This window comes from Alkaliphilus sp. B6464 (assembly GCF_018141165.1).
GTDB lineage: Bacteria > Bacillota > Clostridia > Peptostreptococcales > Natronincolaceae > Alkaliphilus_B.
In genome coordinates, this window is record NZ_CP058557.1 from 1,991,824 (window position 1) to 2,012,462 (window position 20,639).

Annotated in this window: 20 protein-coding genes; 16 read left to right on the forward strand and 4 right to left on the reverse strand. The window is 30.8% G+C overall.

The window, feature by feature from the left end; all coding sequences use genetic code 11:
* Positions 1-91 precede the first annotated feature (91 nt).
* Positions 92-1,312 carry a cation:proton antiporter gene (locus tag HYG84_RS09650; RefSeq protein WP_212376342.1) on the reverse strand — a complete coding sequence of 407 codons (1,221 nt, stop codon included), beginning with the start codon at positions 1,310-1,312 and terminating at the stop codon, positions 92-94.
* 356 nt (positions 1,313-1,668) lie between these two features.
* Entirely contained in the window at positions 1,669-2,175 is a 507-nt protein-coding gene (locus tag HYG84_RS09655; RefSeq protein ID WP_212376344.1) for a ferritin, read from the reverse strand.
* 307 nt (positions 2,176-2,482) lie between these two features.
* Here HYG84_RS09655 and HYG84_RS09660 point away from each other — a divergent pair, with 307 nt between their 5' ends.
* The 5 genes from HYG84_RS09660 to HYG84_RS09680 all read left to right on the forward strand — a co-directional run bounded on the left by HYG84_RS09660 (position 2,483) and on the right by HYG84_RS09680 (position 8,185).
* Positions 2,483-3,364, forward strand: coding sequence for a Cof-type HAD-IIB family hydrolase (locus HYG84_RS09660; protein WP_212376347.1), 882 nt, complete (start codon positions 2,483-2,485; stop codon positions 3,362-3,364).
* 70 nt (positions 3,365-3,434) lie between these two features.
* The gene (locus tag HYG84_RS09665) at positions 3,435-4,349 is read left to right on the forward strand and encodes a hypothetical protein (protein ID WP_212376351.1); all 915 of its coding nucleotides are present in this window, start codon (positions 3,435-3,437) and stop codon (positions 4,347-4,349) included.
* A gap of 66 nt (positions 4,350-4,415) precedes the next feature.
* On the forward strand, positions 4,416-5,807 hold the full coding sequence (locus tag HYG84_RS09670; RefSeq protein WP_212376354.1) for a TldD/PmbA family protein: 1,392 nt from the start codon (positions 4,416-4,418) through the stop codon (positions 5,805-5,807).
* A 1-nt stretch (position 5,808) separates the two neighbouring features.
* Positions 5,809-7,161, forward strand: a complete 1,353-nt coding sequence (locus HYG84_RS09675; protein ID WP_212376358.1) for a TldD/PmbA family protein — start codon at positions 5,809-5,811, stop codon at positions 7,159-7,161.
* A gap of 259 nt (positions 7,162-7,420) precedes the next feature.
* The gene (locus HYG84_RS09680) at positions 7,421-8,185 is read left to right on the forward strand and encodes a DUF1385 domain-containing protein (protein ID WP_212376361.1); all 765 of its coding nucleotides are present in this window, start codon (positions 7,421-7,423) and stop codon (positions 8,183-8,185) included.
* A gap of 71 nt (positions 8,186-8,256) precedes the next feature.
* Here HYG84_RS09680 and HYG84_RS09685 read toward each other — a convergent pair whose 3' ends face one another.
* Positions 8,257-8,541 (reverse strand): DUF1657 domain-containing protein, encoded by a 285-nt coding sequence (locus HYG84_RS09685; protein WP_212376364.1) that lies wholly within the window; start codon positions 8,539-8,541, stop codon positions 8,257-8,259.
* Between the two features lie 419 nt (positions 8,542-8,960).
* Between HYG84_RS09685 and HYG84_RS09690 the strand changes: the two genes are divergently transcribed.
* The 11 genes from HYG84_RS09690 to HYG84_RS09740 all read left to right on the forward strand — a co-directional run bounded on the left by HYG84_RS09690 (position 8,961) and on the right by HYG84_RS09740 (position 19,168).
* Positions 8,961-9,179 carry a hypothetical protein gene (locus HYG84_RS09690; protein ID WP_212376367.1) on the forward strand — a complete coding sequence of 73 codons (219 nt, stop codon included), beginning with the start codon at positions 8,961-8,963 and terminating at the stop codon, positions 9,177-9,179.
* A gap of 114 nt (positions 9,180-9,293) precedes the next feature.
* Positions 9,294-10,457 (forward strand): MFS transporter, encoded by a 1,164-nt coding sequence (locus HYG84_RS09695; RefSeq protein ID WP_212376370.1) that lies wholly within the window; start codon positions 9,294-9,296, stop codon positions 10,455-10,457.
* Between the two features lie 475 nt (positions 10,458-10,932).
* Entirely contained in the window at positions 10,933-11,148 is a 216-nt protein-coding gene (locus tag HYG84_RS09700; RefSeq protein ID WP_212376373.1) for an alpha/beta-type small acid-soluble spore protein, read from the forward strand.
* Between the two features lie 327 nt (positions 11,149-11,475).
* Positions 11,476-12,582, forward strand: coding sequence for a rod shape-determining protein RodA (gene rodA, locus HYG84_RS09705; RefSeq protein ID WP_212376376.1), 1,107 nt, complete (start codon positions 11,476-11,478; stop codon positions 12,580-12,582).
* A gap of 186 nt (positions 12,583-12,768) precedes the next feature.
* The gene (gene mgtE, locus HYG84_RS09710) at positions 12,769-14,103 is read left to right on the forward strand and encodes a magnesium transporter (RefSeq protein WP_212376379.1); all 1,335 of its coding nucleotides are present in this window, start codon (positions 12,769-12,771) and stop codon (positions 14,101-14,103) included.
* A gap of 113 nt (positions 14,104-14,216) precedes the next feature.
* Positions 14,217-14,903 carry a spore cortex-lytic enzyme gene (gene sleB / locus HYG84_RS09715; protein ID WP_212376382.1) on the forward strand — a complete coding sequence of 229 codons (687 nt, stop codon included), beginning with the start codon at positions 14,217-14,219 and terminating at the stop codon, positions 14,901-14,903.
* Positions 14,904-14,966: 63 nt separating this feature from the next.
* The gene (ypeB, locus tag HYG84_RS09720) at positions 14,967-16,316 is read left to right on the forward strand and encodes a germination protein YpeB (RefSeq protein ID WP_212376386.1); all 1,350 of its coding nucleotides are present in this window, start codon (positions 14,967-14,969) and stop codon (positions 16,314-16,316) included.
* A gap of 128 nt (positions 16,317-16,444) precedes the next feature.
* Entirely contained in the window at positions 16,445-16,807 is a 363-nt protein-coding gene (locus HYG84_RS09725; RefSeq protein ID WP_212376389.1) for a hypothetical protein, read from the forward strand.
* 85 nt (positions 16,808-16,892) lie between these two features.
* Positions 16,893-17,642 (forward strand): ATP-binding protein, encoded by a 750-nt coding sequence (locus HYG84_RS09730; protein WP_212376392.1) that lies wholly within the window; start codon positions 16,893-16,895, stop codon positions 17,640-17,642.
* 285 nt (positions 17,643-17,927) lie between these two features.
* Positions 17,928-18,758: a glutamate racemase gene (gene murI, locus HYG84_RS09735; protein ID WP_212376395.1), complete on the forward strand. Its 831-nt coding sequence runs from the start codon at positions 17,928-17,930 to the stop codon at positions 18,756-18,758.
* 14 nt (positions 18,759-18,772) lie between these two features.
* Positions 18,773-19,168 carry a DUF6762 family protein gene (locus tag HYG84_RS09740; protein WP_212376398.1) on the forward strand — a complete coding sequence of 132 codons (396 nt, stop codon included), beginning with the start codon at positions 18,773-18,775 and terminating at the stop codon, positions 19,166-19,168.
* A gap of 61 nt (positions 19,169-19,229) precedes the next feature.
* Here the strand turns inward: HYG84_RS09740 and HYG84_RS09745 are convergent, their stop codons facing one another.
* Positions 19,230-20,579 carry a M20 family metallopeptidase gene (locus tag HYG84_RS09745; protein ID WP_212376400.1) on the reverse strand — a complete coding sequence of 450 codons (1,350 nt, stop codon included), beginning with the start codon at positions 20,577-20,579 and terminating at the stop codon, positions 19,230-19,232.
* Between the last annotated feature and the right edge of the window lie 60 nt (positions 20,580-20,639).

A 20,639-nucleotide genomic window follows, 5' to 3' on the forward strand; every position in this document is an offset into this window, starting at 1 on the left:
AAGCTAATATATATCTTTAAATCAGAAAAATGTAAAAAGCACCTAATATAATAAGTGCTTTTAAGTAATATAATAAGAAAAAACTTCTATACTAACAGGCTTGTTCTATAGTTTTTTCTAATATACTATCTGTGGCTCTTTCTGCTCCGTTAATTTCTCCAGCTTTCTGAATTGCAATCTTCGATAGAATAGGGCCAGAAACTTCATATACAAATACACTAAAAAGAATAACAGTGGTTATGGCTTCACTAAATTGAGGGAGTTGCTGTCTAACAATCATAGACAAACCTATGGAAACGCCACCCTGTGGCAATAGGGCAAGTCCTAAATATTTAACAATTACATCATCTGCCTTTACTGCCTTTGAGCCTAAGGCAGCCCCTACCATTTTACCAGCAGCCCTTGCTATAATGTATCCTATACCTAATGCTCCAACCTTAGCTAGAACACTTAAATGTAAACTTGCTCCTGCCAATGTAAAGAATAATAAGTAAATTGGAGGTGTGAAATCATTTGCAATTGTAAATACACGGTTTGAATTGTGCATTAAATTTACAAGTGTTGCTCCAAGCATCATACAAGTTAAAAGAGGTGATAGAGCTAGTGCATTAGCTATGCCTGTTCCAGCAAAAATTGATGCTAGCATCATTGATAACAGCTCTTCTTGACTATTTGCTCTGTTTGCTACATATGTTAATAAGATTCCTAATATAAAGCCTAATATAAGAGAACCAAAAATTTCAATAAGTGGATTGCCAATCATCTGTAAAAATGAGCTGTCCATTGATCCAAGTGATAATTTAGCCATAGACATTGCAATACCGAAGGCCATAATACCAACAGCATCATCTATTGCGACAACTGGTAATATAGTTCTAGTTAAAGGGCCATTAGCTTTATACTGCCTAATTACCATAATTGTAGCAGCGGGAGCTGTAGCAGCTGACATTGATGCTATTACAATACTGAATACAAAGGATTGATCAAATATATAATATGTCACTATAAATACTAAAAGTATTGCTCCAATAGCTTCAGCTAATGTAATAATAACAATACTTCTACCTACTTTTAGCATATCCTTTAAGTCAAACTCACTACCTATACTAAAAGCAATAGCAGCTAATGCAATTTGATTGATAATTGAAAAAGCCTGAACATCTTGGTCCGTAATTAACTTAAAAAAAGATGGACCAATAAATAATCCAGCTACTAAATATCCAGTTACATTAGGAAGACTAAAGCGTTTAGCTAATCTTCCGCCAAGAATACCTACTAATAATACGATGCTTATTTTAAAAAGTACATCCAATTTATATTTCCCCCTATGTAGTAAATTAATATGTGTAATACAGCAGTTATAAAGCTAAAAATAAAAAGAATAAATCTCTAGTTTTACTTAAGCTAGAAGGTAACGCATGCATTTTAATCACCAGCTTTCTAAATTTAGCATCTCAATTAACATTGTATACAATATATCAATCTTTTTCAACTACCTAAGTTATAATAAAGTATGTGGTTATTAAAATTTCAAGTGCTTAAAATATTATTAACCTTATACTTCTTTAAAAACCTCTCAATAACTAAAAATTTATACTTTCCTAAGCAATAAAAAACATCCATAGGGATGTTTTTCAAAAGTCTATACAATAGCATCAGACAGATTTTTTATTCTGCTGGAGGAACGAAAGTTCTTTGAGCTAGTTCGTTATCTAGCATATAAATTCCTTCAGGACTATTTGTTACTCTTTTTATCTTAGCAATAAGTGCAGAGAACATAGCCTCTTCTTCTACTTGCTCATCAATAAACCAATTTAGGAAGTTAACTGATGCATAGTGTTTTTCTTCTAATGCTAAACTCATAAGATTGTTGATTTGTGCTGTAACTTTTTGTTCATGCTTTAATGCTGCAGTAAAAACATCTTCTAGTGAATCATAGGAATTGTTTGGATTGTCGTAACCAGACATAACTATTCTTTCTCCTATTTCATCGATGAAGTTAAAAAATTTCATAGCATGGAATCTTTCTTCCTCAGCTTGAACTATGAAGAAGTTAGCAAAGCCTTCTAAATCCTCAGCCTTGCAATATGCTGCCATAGCTAAATAAATATTAGCAGCTTCAAATTCATACTTTAGTTGTTGATTAAAAGTATCTAATAATTTTTCTGAAACCATAATATAACCCTCCCAATATAAGTTTATTTTATTATGTATTTTGTTATTATTATATCATAGGCTATCAAAATATCCTATGAATATACCTGTATTTTAATGATTCCTATATAATATTTACACAAAAAAATTAAAAATAAACACAAATCAGATATTTTTACTAAATTTATGTTTATTCAAATCAAGCACAGTATTACTACTTAAAGGACTATTTAATTAATATGGTAGTTATTTAAAATATGATAGTATTTGGTATTTTAACATAAAAAAGCTATAATGTATATAGAGAAGATTACAGGAGGATATGAAAATGTATAAACCATACAGGATTTTTGCAACCGATATGGATGGAACATTGCTAAATTATAGGAAGGAAATATCGGAAGTAAATTTAAAGGCTATGAGAGATTTGCATAAGGAAGGCATTGAAGTTGTCGTATGCACTGGAAGATCCTTTGCCACAGTTAAGCAGTACTTAGAACAACTAGATTTTCCATGTTGGCTTATTAGTAATAATGGATCTGTTATTAGAAATAAAAGCAGACAAATAGTTTCAACTACTTATATGAAACAAACGGTTTTACAAAAGGTGATTAGAATATTGGAAAAAGAAGATGTATATTTCCATGCCAGTGATGAGGAATATTACTACATTAAAAGTATATACGAGCGAATTAAAATGGTTAGTAACTATGTATCTAGGGTAGAAAAATCTAAAATTAAGGCGTTTTGGCGTCCTATTTATGAAGTTTTATTTTCTAATACCCATAAAAAAGTTAATTTTAACTCTTTTATTCATAATGGTGGAAAAATAACGAGTATATTTGTAGTAAGTAGAAACAGTGAAAAAATTAATAGTATAAAGGCAAAACTAGCTAATGTAGAAGGTATTGATGTGTCTAGTTCTGGTAAAGACAACATAGAAATCTTAGACAAAGGAGCTACTAAGGCTCACGGTCTTGCAAAATTATTATCAAAGTTAAATATTTCTTCAGATGAAATAGTGACGGTTGGAGATAACTTTAATGATCTTACTATGATAAAATATGCGGGTTTGGGTGTAGCCATGGGAAATAGTGAAGCAGAAATAAAAGAACATGCAGATTGGATTACAAAAACTAATGAAGAAGATGGAGTGGCTCATTTAATATATGAAAAGGTAATTAAACTCAAGGAAGTTGCTATGGAATAATTTAAATAGATATATTTGTTTCAAAACTTGAAACAAGTTTACTTAGTAATTAGAGAGGGGATAAAAAACAATGAAAGAAAAGATAAGAGATTTAGAGAATATGCCACTAAATATTAAATTAATATATAGCAAAATATTAAGCCTTATGACTTTGACGGATGAGAATTACGATCAATTAAAAATATCCAAGCTTTATACAATCATAAATAAAATTCAATTACCGTCCATGGAGCGGATACAGTTAATGAAATTTATTATGGAAAAAGAAATAGGTTTTATTGAAATATCTAAAGAAATAGATTTAGATACGCATTTAAATGATCAAGAAAAAAATATTTTCCGTTTTTCTTTAATGAAGGATCTAATTATTATTATGAAGGCTAACTATATTGAAACAGAAGATGAAAAAAGACTTTTAAAAGATATTCAAGATTACTTTGATATTTCTAAGGAACAACTTTCTTTCTTTGAAGAAGAATATGAACTAGACCGTTGTTTTTTTGATGATGCTATAAGTGATAATAAATTTAAAGAGATAACTAAAAAGACCATATCGACTGCTACCGCATTAGGTATTCCGCTAACCATTATATACTATAGCGGGACATTTAAGGGACTAGGACTTTTAGGGACAATTTCAGGGCTAAGAGATTTAGGTATGAAAAGGAGGACAGGTAAGTATTCATTAATAATAGGGATAGGTACATCCATTGCATTAGGAGTTATAACATATAAAACTTTAGAATATATATTAAAAGTTAGAAAAGATGAAAAAACTAAGTTAGCCCACTTGATGAAGAAAAATATGGAAGCTTTACACGAGGCCACAAAGAATACTTTATACAAGGATATTGAGTATTTTACATACCGTATGATTGAAACTAAAGATAAAAATGGGAAGTATGCAGAGGATGTATTAAAAATAATAAATCTTTTGAAAAGAACTGTAGCCACTTTAGAAAATACGGAGGCTGTAATTATTTAAATTTTTAAAATATTTAAGAGGGTTTTTAAAAGTAATGTTTAATAAGTACTAAAAAGGAGGGAGTATATGTTAGATAAAAGGCTTATAGAAGACATAATTATGGCTGCATTATCAACAGGGGGAGATTTTGCGGAGGTATTTGTAGAGGACAAGTACAATACAGGTATCACTATGATAGGTGGTAAGGTGGATAGCAGTATTTCTGGTAGAGATTTTGGTATTGGAATTAGAATTTTTAAAGGGTTAAATAGTGTATATGCATATACAAACCAGCATACTAGAGAAGTGTTAATAGATACAGCTATTAAAGCTAGTGGAGCAATCCAAGGCTTTAAACAAGATATTGTGTTGGATTTTACAAAATATAATTATGAAAATATTAATCCAATAAAATACTTACCAAATACAATTAGTAAAAGTAAAAAGGTTAATGTAATGAGGGAAGCCAATGAAGCTGCCAATAGTTATAGTGATCGTATTTCTCAGGTTACTATAAGATACATAGATGAGGATCAAAAAATATTAGTTGCTAATTCTGAAGGTAGATTTGCAGAAGACCAGAGGGTTAGAACAAGAATTGCAATTCAATCTATAGCTTCTAAAAATAATGAGATGCAAACAGGTTCATATGGTCCAGGTGCACATATGGGATTTGAATTCTATGATAAAATAGATGTTAAAGAGTACGCAAGAGAAGCATCTAGAATTGCAATTACAATGTTAGATGCAGAGCCTTGCCCAAGTGGTAAGTTTCCAGTAATAATAGATAATAAATTTGGTGGAGTTATTTTTCATGAAGCTTGTGGTCATGGGTTAGAAGCAACTTCCGTGGCCAAAAAGAATTCTGTATTCGCAGATAAAATTGAGGAAAAGGTGGCATCTAGCGTTGTTACTGCTATAGATGACGGAACAATTCCGAATGCTTGGGGATCTTCTAATATTGATGATGAAGGAGAACCGACTAAAAAGAACATATTAATAGAAAATGGTATTCTAAAAGGATATATGATAGACAAATTAAATGCTAGAAGAATGGAAATGGATGTAACAGGTTCATCACGTAGACAATCCTATAAATTTGCTCCTACATCTAGAATGACAAATACATATATAGCAGCTGGTAATTCCACTCCAGAAGAGATTATTGCCAATACAGAGTTTGGTATTTATGCAAAATATATGGGAGGAGGATCGGTTAATCCTGCTACTGGAGACTTTAACTTTGCCGTTATGGAGGGGTATTTGGTTAGAAATGGTAAAATAGACAAACCATTAAGAGGAGCTACTTTAATAGGAAATGGTCCTAATATACTTCATAAAATTGATATGGTGGGAAACAACCTGGATTATGGTCAAGGTATGTGTGGCTCTGCTAGTGGATCAATACCTACAGATGTTGGCCAGCCTACAATTAGAGTAAGCGAAATTACTGTCGGTGGCAGAAAGGGGGAGAAATAGTATGGATATAGATAAACTAAAGGAACTAATCTTTGAACATGGAAAAAATGAAGGTTTTACTGATATGGAAGTATATTATCAAAGTAATAGTGAATTTAGCTGCAGAGTCTTTAAAGGAGAAGTAGATGATTATTCAACATCACAAGAAGGAGGTATATCCTTTAGAGGACTTTATAATGGACAGATGGGATATGCCTACACGGAAAAAATTGATGAAAGTGCTACGGAAATTTTGATAGAAATAGCTAAGGAAAATGCTGAAATTATTGAAAGTGATGATAATGAAATCATATTTAAAGGATCAAAACTTTATAACAAAATTGATTTATATTCAGAAGAGCTAGCAAATATACCTACAGAACGTAAGCTTGACTTTATAAAGGAAGTAGAAAAGAAAGCCTATGAATTAGATAAAAGAGTTGTAAATGTAGGCTATTGTACATACAAAGATTATGAGAATGAGAAGATGCTGTATAATACTAATAAACTAAATAAAAAGGAAAAATCAAATATTGCTGTGGCATACTTGTCGGCTGTTGTCCAGGAAAAAGAAGAAATTCAAAGTGCTGACGCATTTAAGGTAGGTCAAAATTTTAGAGATTTTGATGCCGAGTCTCTAGCAAAAAAAGCAGTAGATAGAGCTATTTCTTACTTAGGAGCAAAGCCTGTTGAGAGTAAAAGCTATACTATATTATTAGAAAATACCGCAGCTGCAGATTTACTAGGAACTTTCGTAGGTGTCTTTTCAGCAGAAAACGTTCAAAAGGGCCGCTCTTTATTAAAAAATAAGCTTGGGGAAGCAATCGGAAGTTTGCCACTTACCATTATAGATGACCCATTTATGGTTGATGGAGTAGCAAATCGATCTTTTGATAGTGAAGGTGTTGCAAGTGAGAAGGTGTCAGTAATTGAAGAGGGAATATTACATAGTCTACTTCACAATTTAAAGACTGCTGAAAAGGAAGGAGTTCAATCTACTGGACATGGGTATAAAGCTTCATATAAAGGCACAATTACAATAGCACCTTCGAATTTTTATATACAACCAGGACTCAATACATACGAAGATTTAATGAATTCAATTAATGAAGGTCTAATTATTACAGAATTAGAGGGGCTCCACGCTGGTGCAAATCCTGTTTCAGGAGATTTCTCATTAGCAGCTAAAGGATATTACGTTAAAGATGGCAAGATAGAAAGACCGGTTAATCAAATTACAATTGCTAGTAATTTTTATGAAGTATTGCAAAATATTGAAGCTGTTGGTGATGACCTTGCATTTACATTCCCAAGTGCTGGATACATAGGTTCACCTACTTTAAAGATAAAAAATATATCTGTAGCAGGAGAGTAAAAAAACAAAAGCTAATGTTGAAGCATACATTAGCTTTTGTTATTATTAACCAATTAAGAAAAATGAGTGCACATAAGCTTCTAGTTGTTCTATTAAATTCAGATTCAATTAAAGTATTTTCTAGATTTTTTACAAACAACCTTCCTAAATCATGTTCTGCAAGCATACCAAAACATAATATGTTCTCTTTTTTTAAATGATAAATTAGGCTATACTATAGAGTATATATTCAAATATTAGAAAAGTAGGATGTGTAAATATGAAAATAGGTGGATATTCTCACTTTAATGGGATCACTTTTTTTTGTGATGTATTTAAAATTAAGGGAAGTAGGAAGAATAATGATATTATTTATGATATAGAATGGATAGTGCCTCCAAAGTGGCTAAGAAAATTAGAAAATAAATTTATTCTGGGAGGAATTCTAGTAGCGTATTATCAATGGAAGGTATTAGACAAAAAAATAAAAAGCTTATTTTTGTTTTTAATAGGATTTTATCTAATGGACGAAATCATGGATTTAACTTTTATAGATAAGTATTTAGACTACTATGGTAGTAAATTGGGTATTTATTTTATTATAACTACTTTAATTATAGTAGCATTAAATTATAAAAGGATATTGAGAGTATTTAGATATCATGGTGCAGAGCATAAGGCAATTAATTGTTTTGTGGAACATGGATATGTAGACCTATACTTAATAAAAAAGGCTTCTAGATTTAACAAAAGGTGCGGTTCTAATATAGCTAGTATATTTCTATTATTATATATACCAATATGGGTTTTAAATGTAGATTCATTAACAGCCATAGTTATTATTTTTTTAATTGCTCTTCAAATAACAAAAATTTTAGCACTAAAAAATTTTAGGTGGGATAAATATATTCAAATTCTTCAGTGGGTTACTGCACTAGAACCTAGAGAAGAGGAAATTGAGGTTGCTATAGGTACTTTTAATCAATTACAGAGAGGATACTATATATATCAATCTGAAGTAACTAAAGGTATAAGGAAAATTTGATTTAGGTAGAGTAAAATTCCACCTAAATCAAAATTATACTTTAAGCACTTTATATCTTTGATTTTACCGTTTTATTTTAGGCTGTGGTGATCCTTATTACTAGTTAAACTGGAACTAGCATTATTTTGAGGTTGGTTTTGTAGTCCCATAGATTCTTGTAAATATTGAGGTTCTTCGCTTGTTACAAAATCCATACGAGATTGTAACAATTGAACTGTATTTTCTAAGCTTGTTGATAATTGGTTAAACATTTGCTGAGCTTGTTGATCTTCTGTATCTAATGAAAATGTTTTAAGATCAGATTGAAGACCTTTAGCGGAAGTTAAAGCTTGTTCTAATTTATTCAGTGTAGTCATTATTAGACCCCTCCTAATATTATATTATCAAATATTTAAATTAAAATATTTGTGGATTTGTATCCTTTATTAGTATGGTAATATATTTAAGATTTATTACATTGTAAAAAAAACCATAAAAACAGACTGAGATTTATATAGTCTGTTTTTATGGTTTTTATAAAAAACTCAATAGGTTAATACTATTTTTAAAAAATTTTATTAAATAGCCAATAATGTATGAGTCCTAAAAAAGCACTCATGTATAATCCTACTTAAAATTTACTCTATAACTATAATAATTTACTTATTATAAACTTTATATGACAGAAATCACAAAATCAAATAAATAATAGTTATCACATTTTATTGAATTCTGCATAGTATGAAATAGATATGAAAATATAAATATAAATATAAATATACGGAGGGGTGTAAATATGGCTGAAGCTAATAAAAATGACTTTTTAAGTTCATTGTTCGGGGGATTTGGTGGAAGAAATAATAATATATTTCTAATACTTATTGTAATTTTCATTTTATTTAGTGGAGGAAGTTGCGGTATAGGTGGAATCTTTGGCGGATTTGATAATAGTCTACTACTTATTTTCTTAGTGATAATACTAGTCTTTGGCGGAGGAAACTTTTTTAAATTTTAATTCAGTTGAAAGATGTCAGACAGTGTCTGGCATTTTTTATTTAAATACCTTTTTATTTTATCAAAAATCAAATACAATATAGGATAGACCAGATAAATTACAGGAGGATAAAAGATGAAAAAATACCAAATTAATATATTAATTGCGATTACATTTTTTTCTATGATCTTGTTAGGAATTTTAGAAAGTATTAGAGGTGTGTTAATACCGTCTATTCAAAACTTTTATCATATAGATTATAAAGAGATAGGTATTTTTTTATTTATAGCTAGTTTAGGATATGTTATAGCGAATTTTTTTGGTGGGAATACTGCAGATTCATTAGGACAAAAGAGGCTATTATTGTTAGGCGTTTTACTTATAACATTAGGAACATTGGGAATGGCTGTTTCAAGAAGTTATATTTTTTTTATAGTTTCTGTAGCTATACTAAATTATGGTTTTGGAAGCATAAGTATAGGTGCAAATACACTTACACCTGTTGTATTTAAAAACAATCAGGGTATGATGATGAATTTATTACATTTCTTTTATGGATTAGGCGCTACAATTGGACCACGTTATGCAGGTGTAGCCTTAGACTATAAATGGTCTTGGCAAGAAATTTACAGTGCAACTTTAATAATAATAGTAATCTATACAATATTTGTATTAACTAGTACTTTTCCAAGGATAGAAGGAGTACGTTCTGAAGAAAAGGTTCCTTTAATGGAAGTATTACGTAATAAGAAAGTTTTATTATTTTCATTTGTACTTGGATTTTACGTAGCTGCCGAGTTGGGTGTTGCAAACTGGCTAACAACTTATCTTCAGATTAGCAAAAATATTGATTCATTAAAAAGTGCAACATATCTTTCTTTATTTTTTGGAGTTTTTACCTTTGGAAGGCTTATAGGTGGTTTTATAGTAGAAAAATTGGGGTATTTTAGAAGTATAATTGCATTTTTAATAATAGCTTTACTACTATTTATTATAGGTACTACAGCCTCAAAACAATTAGTTATCCTTATTTCATTATCTGGATTTTTTTTCTCAATCATTTATCCTACTACATTTGCTTTATTATTAAAGGAATTTGATAAGGGAGCGAGTACAGTTATTGGAGTAGTTATAACTATTAGTTCTGCAACAAATATGATAGGGAATGCAGTAATTGGTCAGATTAATGATATGTTTGGAGTAAACGTAGGATTTAGACTAGTTGCTTTATTTTTACTTATAACTGTTGCATTGGTTTTGATATTAAAGAAAGATATTACTTTTGAAAATCAAATTTAAAGGTACTATATTATAAAATAGTTATTTTAATAGATTTGGTGGTAATACTATGGACAAGGTTAAATCATGTAGTTTACACTGTATGAATTGTTAGCATAAAATGTGTGCCAAAAAAGTGCCGATTTTTTCTAATTTAGAAAGTAAGCAATTAGAAATGATTACAGGTGCTATCATTAGAAAAAGTATAAAAAGGGAGAAGTTGTTTTTTACAATGTAGTCTTTTAGATGGACTATATATTATTAATAATGGTAAAATAAAAATTTTTAGATATACTAAAAAAGGTAAGGAATAGATACTGTATATTCTTTCTGAGGGTGATTTTTTCGGTAAACTAAGTTTATTAAAATATAACCTAAATTTTACTTTTGTTAGCAAAATTTACAATGTGTAAAAGTAGAAAGACTACAGATAATATGAATGTAGCACTCAGCTACTAATATTTTAAATGTAAAATTAGAGAGGAGACATAACATTATGACAGATAACAACAGAAGTTCTAACAAAATAGTAGTTCCTGAAGCTAGACAAGCTTTAAACTCAATGAAGGCAGAAATCGCTAGCGAACTAGGATTAAGCAACTATGAGAGTACTGATAAAGGTAACCTAACATCTAGACAAAACGGATATGTTGGCGGTTACATGACTAAAAGATTAGTTGAGACTGCTCAAAGACAATTAAGCGGAAAATAATATCTATTAATAACAAAAAACAAAGCGAAGCTAAACATGCTTCGCTTTGTTTTTTATGGTTTAAGGAAATATAATTTTTCTAATAGAGAGGGTTCGTAATGTAACAGGACATTGATAATATATGGAGTACTTAAAAATTTAGTATAAATTTTAATTGCAATATGAAGCGTTGTAGAGCAATAGTGTAATTTTAGGGTTGAAAGATAATGATATTTCAAGTAAACTATTTATGTAAGAAGAAGTAAAAACTCTCTAATTACTAGAGAGTTTTTTGTGGTGGATGAAATGATTTATGTTGCATATTCTCTGTAAAAAGGAGGGAATTACTTGAGAATTGATACTAGATTATTTAAGAAGATAGATTTTGGATTAATAGTAGTTGTACTATTAATATGTATTATAGGAGTGGTTGTAGTTGGTAGTGCTACTTATAGCCTAGGAAGTGAGCGTTATATAAGAACTCAGGTTATTTCGATATTGATAGGCGTAGTAGCTATTGTTGTTATTATGTTTATAGATTACAATACATTTGCAAGAATGTATATACCAATATATATTGCATGTAATACTATGCTTTTAGCCGTATTTATATTTGGACAAGGAAGTGAGTCTTGGGGAGCAAATCGTTGGATTAGAATTGGTAGCTTTGGTTTTCAACCTTCAGATTTTGCTAAGTTAGGTATAATTATTTGTTTGGCAAAGTTTTTAGATGATAAGAAAAACGATCTTCATAAACCTATGGTTCTTTTAAAAGTATTATTATTTGCTGGATTTCCAATGGTATTAATATTGGCGCAACCAGATTTAGGAACAAGTTTAATTTTTGCAGCATTTGTATTTGGAATGATTTTTGTTGCAGGATTAAAGTATAAATATATAGTTATTGCAGGTGTCGTCGGATTAGTGTCAGCCCCTCTAGCTTGGTTTGGAGTGTTACGTCCATATCAACGAAAGCGTGTTTTAATATTTTTAAATCCAGAGCAGGATCCACTAGGTGACGGGTACCATACCCTTCAATCCAGAGTTGCAGTAGGAGCAGGACAGCTTTGGGGTAAAGGATTATTTAATGGCACATCTAATCAATTTGGATTTTTACCAGAAAAGCATACAGATTTTATATTTTCAGTAGTAGCTGAAGAATTAGGTTTTATAGGAGTTGTGGTACTTATTCTTCTTTATTTAATTATGCTGTATAAGTGTATAAATATTGCAAGAGAAGCAAAGGATGACTTTGGTGCCTATTTAGTTACAGGTGTTACATTTATGCTAGCATTTCATATTTTTCTAAATATTGCTATGACTATAGGTCTTGCCCCAGTTACAGGAAAACCATTACCATTTGTTAGCTATGGTGGAACATTTATGTTAACTAATATGATGGCACTTGGTATTGTGTTAAATGTTAATATGAGAAGGGATAAAATAAACTTTTAATGTATATAAAGTTATATACATTATAAAATATTTTATAGGATATACTCTTAGAAAGGTGGTGGTAGAAATGGATTCTAGTCCCGAGGGTTGTCGGTACGATTTACTAGGATATTTAAAATTGAATAAGGAAGATGAAGTTTCTATCATAGAGGATAAAGACCCATCTTTCTAGAGAGAGGTGTAAGGATGAATGAAAAAATATTAGAACTTATTCATGAGAAGAAATTTGGGCTATTAAAAGAGGAATTAACAGAAATTATGCCTGTGGATATAGCAGAAATATTCGACGAGTTGGATAAGAAAAATACTATCATACTTTTTAGGCTATTACAAAAGGACCAAGCAGCAGATGTATTTTCCTATTTAACTTCTCAACAAAGAAGAGATATTGTATCAGCGATACATGAAACACAGTTAAAAGAAATATTAGAGGAATTATATTTTGATGATAAAATAGACTTCCTTGAGGAAATGCCGGCTAATGCAGTTAAAAAAATTCTGGCATCTTCTACAGAAGAAGAAAGAAAGTTGATTAATCAATTTTTAAACTACCCAGATAATTCTGCAGGAAGCATTATGACTATTGAATATGTTGATCTTAAAAAAGAGATGACTGTAAAAGAAGCACTTGCAGACATAAAAAAAACTGGTGTAGATAAAGAAACAATATATACCTGTTATGTATTAAACAAAAAAAGAAAGCTTGAGGGTATTGTTTCTTTAAGAAAATTAGTACTATTGGATGAAAATCTACTTATTGAAGAAATTATGAATGAAGATTTCATTGTAACCCATACTATGGATGATCAAGAAGAAGTTGCAAATTTATTTAAAAAATACGATTTGATTACATTACCAGTAGTAGATAAAGAAGATAGATTGGTTGGTATAATTACAATAGATGATATTATGGATGTCATTGACCAAGAGGCTACGGAAGACTTTCAAAGAATGGCTGCTATGGAGCCAACGGACGTGGAATATCTACATGCAGGAGTGTTTTCATTAGCAAGACAAAGGATTGTTTGGCTATTGGTATTAATGCTTTCAGCAACATTGACTGGTGGAGTTATTAAAAGGTATGAATCTATACTTGAAACTGCGGTATTATTAATGGTCTATGTACCTATGTTAATGGATTCTGCAGGAAATGCAGGGTCTCAATCTTCAACATTAGTTATTAGAGGATTAGCGCTAGGCGAAATAAGACTAGAAGATTATCTAAAAGTATTTTGGAAGGAACTGCGAGTAAGTTTAATTGTTGGGGCTTCCTTATCAATTGTAAATTTTGTTAGAGTTATAGCTATAGAAAAAGTAGCAATAAATATTGCTCTAACAGTTTCAATTACTTTATTAATTACTATAGTGATGGCAAAGGTGATTGGTGGGATATTACCAATTGCAGCTAAAAAACTAAAGTTAGATCCAGCAATTATGGCTGGACCACTCATTACCACTATTGTAGATGCATTAGCATTAATTGTATATTTTAATATTGCACATTTATTGTTGGGACTTTAAAAAGCGATCATTGGATCGCTTTTTTTATGCTCTAGCATCAGACAATTTGTTGGATAATTTTATAGGCTTCAGTTAAAAATAATAATACTATTAATGAAATAGGAGGAAAGCTTATGAAAAAATCCATTGCCATATTTTTAATGGTTATATTAAGTATATCATTTATTAGCATTTTATACTTAGAGACAAGTAATGCTCAAACCCTTGCTTGGGGATCGAGTGGAGAAGATGTTAGACTAGCACAGTCAAAATTAAAACAATGGGGATATTTAGAAGGTAGTATAGATGGCGTTTATGGACAATCTACTTATAATGCTGTTATAAAGTTTCAAAAAGCAAATGGACTAGCTGCCGATGGTGTTATAGGTTCTCAAACTAGAACTGCATTAGGTATGCCTTCAAAAACCACTAAAACCACAACCCCTGCTAGTCACGGTGTCTCAAGAAGCGACGATATACATTTGTTAGCAAGGGCCATTAATGCAGAAGCAAAGGGAGAACCATATTTGGGTCAAGTAGCTGTTGGTGCTGTAATATTAAATCGAGTAAGGCATCCATCCTTTCCAAATACAATGGCAGGAGTAGTTTACCAGCCCTGTGCATTTGAACCAGTAAAAAATGGTACTATAAATGAAACACCAAGTGATTCGGCATACAATGCGGCTAGAGATGCACTAAATGGATGGGATCCTACAGGAGGAGCTATATATTTCTGGAATCCAGCAACCGCCACAAGCAAATGGATTTGGAGCCGAAAGATTACACTAACAATAGGTAAGCATGTATATGCTCATGATTAAGAAGATTCACGAGTTATTATTTATTAAAATAAAGAGTTCAATTAAATTATTAGGAGGGATAGAATGAGAAGATATGCACTTCCTATTGCATTAGTAATAGCTTTAGTGGCTGTGTTAGGTTGGGGAGTATATCAGTATAATGAAAAAAATGATTATCATACATATTTAGATATACATTTTCAAAGACAATTCTATGACTTAATAGGTCATGTAGAAAATGCTCAAGTAAATTTATCTAAAGCATTAGTATCTGCATCACACAAAGATATAGCAAAGTTTTTAAATGATACTGTACAACAGTCATATATGGCTCAAGAAAAATTAACACAGCTACCTTTTCACCATGGAGCTATTCGTGATACTGAAAAGTTTTTAAGCCAATTAGGGGACTACTCTACTGCTATGGCGAATAAAAACCTAGATGGCATTACTCTAAGCGATGAAGAATTAAATACAATGGTGCAGCTTCACGATTATGCTAATTATTTATCGCAGCAATTAGTAGAACTCCAACAAAAAGTTGTAGCCGGTGGAGTAAACTTTGGAGATTTAAGAAGGGAAGGTAATAGAGATTTAAATCGTGTTGAAGATCAAATGAAGGACTTTAACTTAATTAATTTTGAGGAACGGATGCAGGAATATCCTGAGCTTATATATGATGGTCCCTTTTCTGAACACTTAAAGGATGTAAAACCAAGATTAACAGGCAATGAAATAAGTGAAGAGGAAGCTGTTAATATAATAGCAAATGCCTTTGAAAACCATAGGCAGAATAACATTAGAGTAACAGGCAAGGTCGAAAATCAGCCAATAGAAGGATATTATGTAAGTATAGCTAAAGAAAATACACCTAATGGGTATGAGGCTACTGCAGCCGTTAGTAAAATTGGTGGTAAAATAATATGGTATATGGATCCAATATTAAAGGGTAAAAGCAATATTGGTCGTGAGGAAGCTATACAAAAGGCGGAACAATTTCTGAAGAAGATTGGGTATAATAATATGAAAGCAACATATTCAATAGCATATGAAGGTCAAATAGTTATTAACTTTGCTTACGAGCAAGACGAGATATTAGTGTATAGCGATTTAGTTAAAGTCAAGGTGGCCTTAGATAATGGTAATATTATTGGACTTGAGGCCCAAGGATATTTAATAAACCACCATAAAAGAGAAATTGAAAAGCCAAAAATATCAGAGGAAGCAGCTAGAGAAAGATTATCTAGTGCTGTTACAGAGGAAAGTGTAAGACTAGCAATAATTCCCATAGCTGGAGGGAAGGAAGTATTAACCTATGAGTTTAAAGTAAAGTTTGGTGAAGATGATTACTTAGTCTATATTGATGCTAATACAGGAGACCAAAGGAAGATTCTACTTATGGTAAATCAAAAGGATGGAACCCTTGTAATTTAATAATTATATTATAATAGAACAGAAGGTACGCTAAAAACTTATTAGGCACCTTCTGTTTTATTATTGGTACAGTTTTTAAAGTATTGAATAAAAATGTAATATATAGTATAAATAGGGGAGGAAAAACTATGAGCCTTTTAGAAAAGCTTTCCAATACATTATCTGAAACAGCAAAGTCATTAGGCAAAAAATCCTCAGAGTTTGTTGAAATTAGTAAGTTAAGTCTAGATGCACAAAGAAAACAGGATAAAATACAAGATAAATATGAACAAATAGGTAAATATGTATATAGTAAATTAAAAAGAGGTAGTTATATTACAAAGGAAGAGCTGGAACCTTGGATCAATGAAATTGATGCATTAGAAGGAGATATAGAAATACTAGAGAAGATGGCTCTAAATATTAGAAATATAAAGCACTGTACCTATTGTAATATAGAACTTGACGATGATGTAAATTACTGCCCTTTATGTGGCAAATACCTTAATTAGTAATATATTTTGTGCTAATTATCACATACATTTATTGTTGTTATTATTATAATTAACTTATGATTAAATAGAAGGAGTGAATAATATGACATCACGTATGATTATTGAAATTAATGAGGAGAGATGTGTTGGATGTGGCCTATGTACATCTAATTGTGCCGAAGGGGCAATAAAAGTAATTGATGGTAAAGCAAAGCTAATTAGTGATAGCTATTGTGATGGACTAGGTAAATGTTTACCACATTGTCCAATGGATGCTTTAAAATTAGTAGAAAGAGAAGCAAAGGCATTTGCACATGACAAGATTGAATCTCAGAGCCAAGACGAACATAATAAACAAAGCATTAGTTTGCAAGGTCAAGGTTCAATGGGTGGAGGGTGCCCTGGTAGCAGAATGCTAAAATTTGATGAGCCAATATTAGAAAAAAAGAGAGGAAAGGTTGATAGTGGAGATATTGAGATAAGTATAAAGCCACAGCTAAGACAATGGCCAGTTCAATTAAAATTAGTTTCTCCTAATGCACCATATTTTGAAGATGCGGATTTGCTTGTTACTGCAGACTGCGTTCCATTTGCTTACCCAAACTATCATTTAGATTTATTAAAGGGAAAGGCTGTTGTTGTTGGCTGTCCTAAACTAGACGATATTCAATACTATACTGAGAAACTAACAGAGATTATTGCTAGCAATTCAATAAAATCAGTTACAGTTGCATTTATGGAAGTTCCTTGCTGTCAAGGTATAGTAAGAGCTATAGATATTGCATTAAGTAATGCTAATAAGAATATACCGGTGAATAAACTGAAAATTGGTATACAAGGTCAGATATTATAGAAAAAAGTGTAAAAATGGATGGTAAGTTTATTAAACCTATCATCCGTTTTATTTATTATTGAGAGTTTTTAAGAAAGTCGGAGAGTTGGCTAAAATACATATAGATAAGCTATATATTAAAGGTAAATAAAAATATTATTAGCAAAGATTAAAAAATCAAGCTAATGTATATAATATTTTAATAAAAAGATGGTTAAAAATCGTGGTGCTACCCATCTTTTTTGTTATAATATAATGATAATACAATATTATTATAGTATATAATAAAAGGTTGGTGGTTGTATAATGAAAGAAGGGTTATCGAATCTACCTATTGGGGTTTTCGATTCTGGAGTAGGTGGTATTAGTGTTTTAGCAGATTTGGTACACCAACTGCCAGATGAAGAATATATTTATTTTGGAGATTCTGGTAATGCCCCCTATGGCGTTAAAAGTAAAGAAGAGATAAAAGAATTATCCTTTAATGTGGTAGACTACTTGTTAAACTTTAAAATAAAAGCTTTAGTAGTTGCGTGTAATACGGCTACTAGTGTGGCAATCGAAGAATTAAGAAGTAATTTAGATATTCCTGTTATTGGGATGGAGCCTGCTTTAAAACCTGCAATTGAATTAAATAGGTATGGTAAAATAGTGGTAATGGCGACTCCTGTAACACTTAGGGAAAAAAAGTTTAATGATTTAATAGAAAAGTTTAAGCATACTACGAATGTTGTTAAAATGCCTTGTCCAGGCCTAGTAGAAATAATTGAACAAGAAGGTAAGTATGCTAGTGAAATAGAAGAATATATTAAAAAAGTTTTTTTACCCTATAACTTAGATGAAATAGGGGCAATAGTTTTAGGCTGTACCCATTATGTATTTATTAAAGATATAATTGCGAATATAGTTGGTGAAAATATATCTATAGTAGATGGCAATCTTGGTACAGCTAGGCATGTTAAGCACTTATTAGAGAACAATGGAACTCTAACACCAATTAGTGAAGAAAATTGTAAAGTCACTAAAATTAAAGTAATAAATTCAAGTAATGATATTAAAATGGTTTCTCTTAGTAAAAAATTAATAGAGGAAAGATTAAAAGATTTAGAATGGTGTGGGACTATTAAATACATTTAAGGAGGAATAAGGCGATGGAATCTGTAAAGTTATCGCTTTACGAAAAAGACAAAGAAACAGGAATATTAGAAAATTTATTGGGGAGTTACTTAATAGAAGAATATATGGAGCTTATAGATAAAGCCTATGCAGTTAAAGATGAAACATTAAAAGTACATCTATATTTAACTGTAGAGGGGGATATAGAGGACTCGGAATATGAGGCTATATTTGATAATTACGATGGCGATGCATTTAACGACATACAAGTATCAATAGAGGAAGTAGAAGATAGCTACAATCCAACTTGGTTATTCATTTTTGATTTTATTAACTCGCCTGGTGAAATGGAGAATAAAATTACAGAAATTTTATCTATACATAATAGTGAATTAATAAAGGTATTTGAAAAAATTCGAACTATAGAGTAAGATTAATATAAAAATGTGCACTGCCTATAATTTAAGAGCAGTGCATATTTCTATTTATTATTTAACTTGTGGCCTCATTACCTAATCTTTCAATAGCCATGGCATACATAAGTACACTTTTTATTAAATCATCTAAATCTACATACTCATTGACTTCATGGGCAACTTTAGGTTTTCCAGGAAAAAGAGGCCCAAATGCAACGCAATTATTTAAGGCCCTTGCATATGTTGCTCCTCCAGTTGATATAGGTGTACTATCTAAACCTGTAACCTCTTTAAAAATTTCACTTAATGTTTTAACTAAAGGATGATCTATGGGAACATATAAAGACGGTAAACTATCTATAATTTCAAGATCGAGTCCATAACTAGATGCTTTGTTTTTAAGCAGAGTAATTACTTCTTTTTCATCTTTAGTTACAGGGTAACGGATGTCTATAAAAAGCTCTTGTTTTTTATGATTTATAGAAACACTTCCCATATTAATCGTTATTTTACCAGATGCATCATCTTCGAAAATGCCAAAAATTCTTTCTCCATGGCAATCTTCACCAATTTCCTTCGCCATAAAACTTACTAGAGAAGATGTAATATTTTCTTTGTGTAATAAAATAGCCATTCTTCCTATGGCATTGATACCTTGAAAAGCCTTAGCTGAGTGTGTAGATTTTCCTATAGTTTTAAAAAAGTTATTAGAGGATTCGAAGTTAAAATCTAATAAATTAGCTCTATCTTCTAATTGTTGGATATTAAGACCTTCATATGTACAACTATCTGGCACACTATTGAAAGATACACCACCTTTTAATGTAAATGTACTTTTCTCAATGGAAGATAGTTTAATCTGTAAAAGTCCTTTTTCTGCATTTATTAAAGGATAGTCGGAATCTGGAGTAAAACCGCAGGAAGGTACTTCCTCTAATGTTAGATATCTTTTAATTCCTTCCCAACGAGTTTCTTCATTAGTTCCAAGGATTAAACGAATTCTTTTATTTAGTTTAACACCACTTTGCATAACTGCTTTCATAGCGTAAAGTGCGGCTAATAAAGGCCCTTTATCATCTACTGCACCTCTTCCATAGAGTCTGTTATTATGTATTTCTCCACTAAATGGCGGATAAGTCCAACTATCAGGGGTTACAACAGGAACAATATCTAGGTGTGCTAAAATACCTATTAAATCTTTACCCTCTCCCATTTCTATGTATCCATAATACCCGCCCCCATAAAAAGTTTTAAATCCTAACTCTTTAGCTAAGGATAATGTAAATTTAAGTGCATCATCTACTCCTTTTCCAAAAGGCATTCCATCCTTAGGCGTATCTTCTACACTATTGATACTTACGAGTGCCTGTATAGATTTAATTAAATCATCCTTTAGACTATAAATAATATCTTCAAATTTTTTCATGTATTTCTCCTTTTATAAAGTGTTATATATTTTTATACTATATATTATAAAGATATCTGC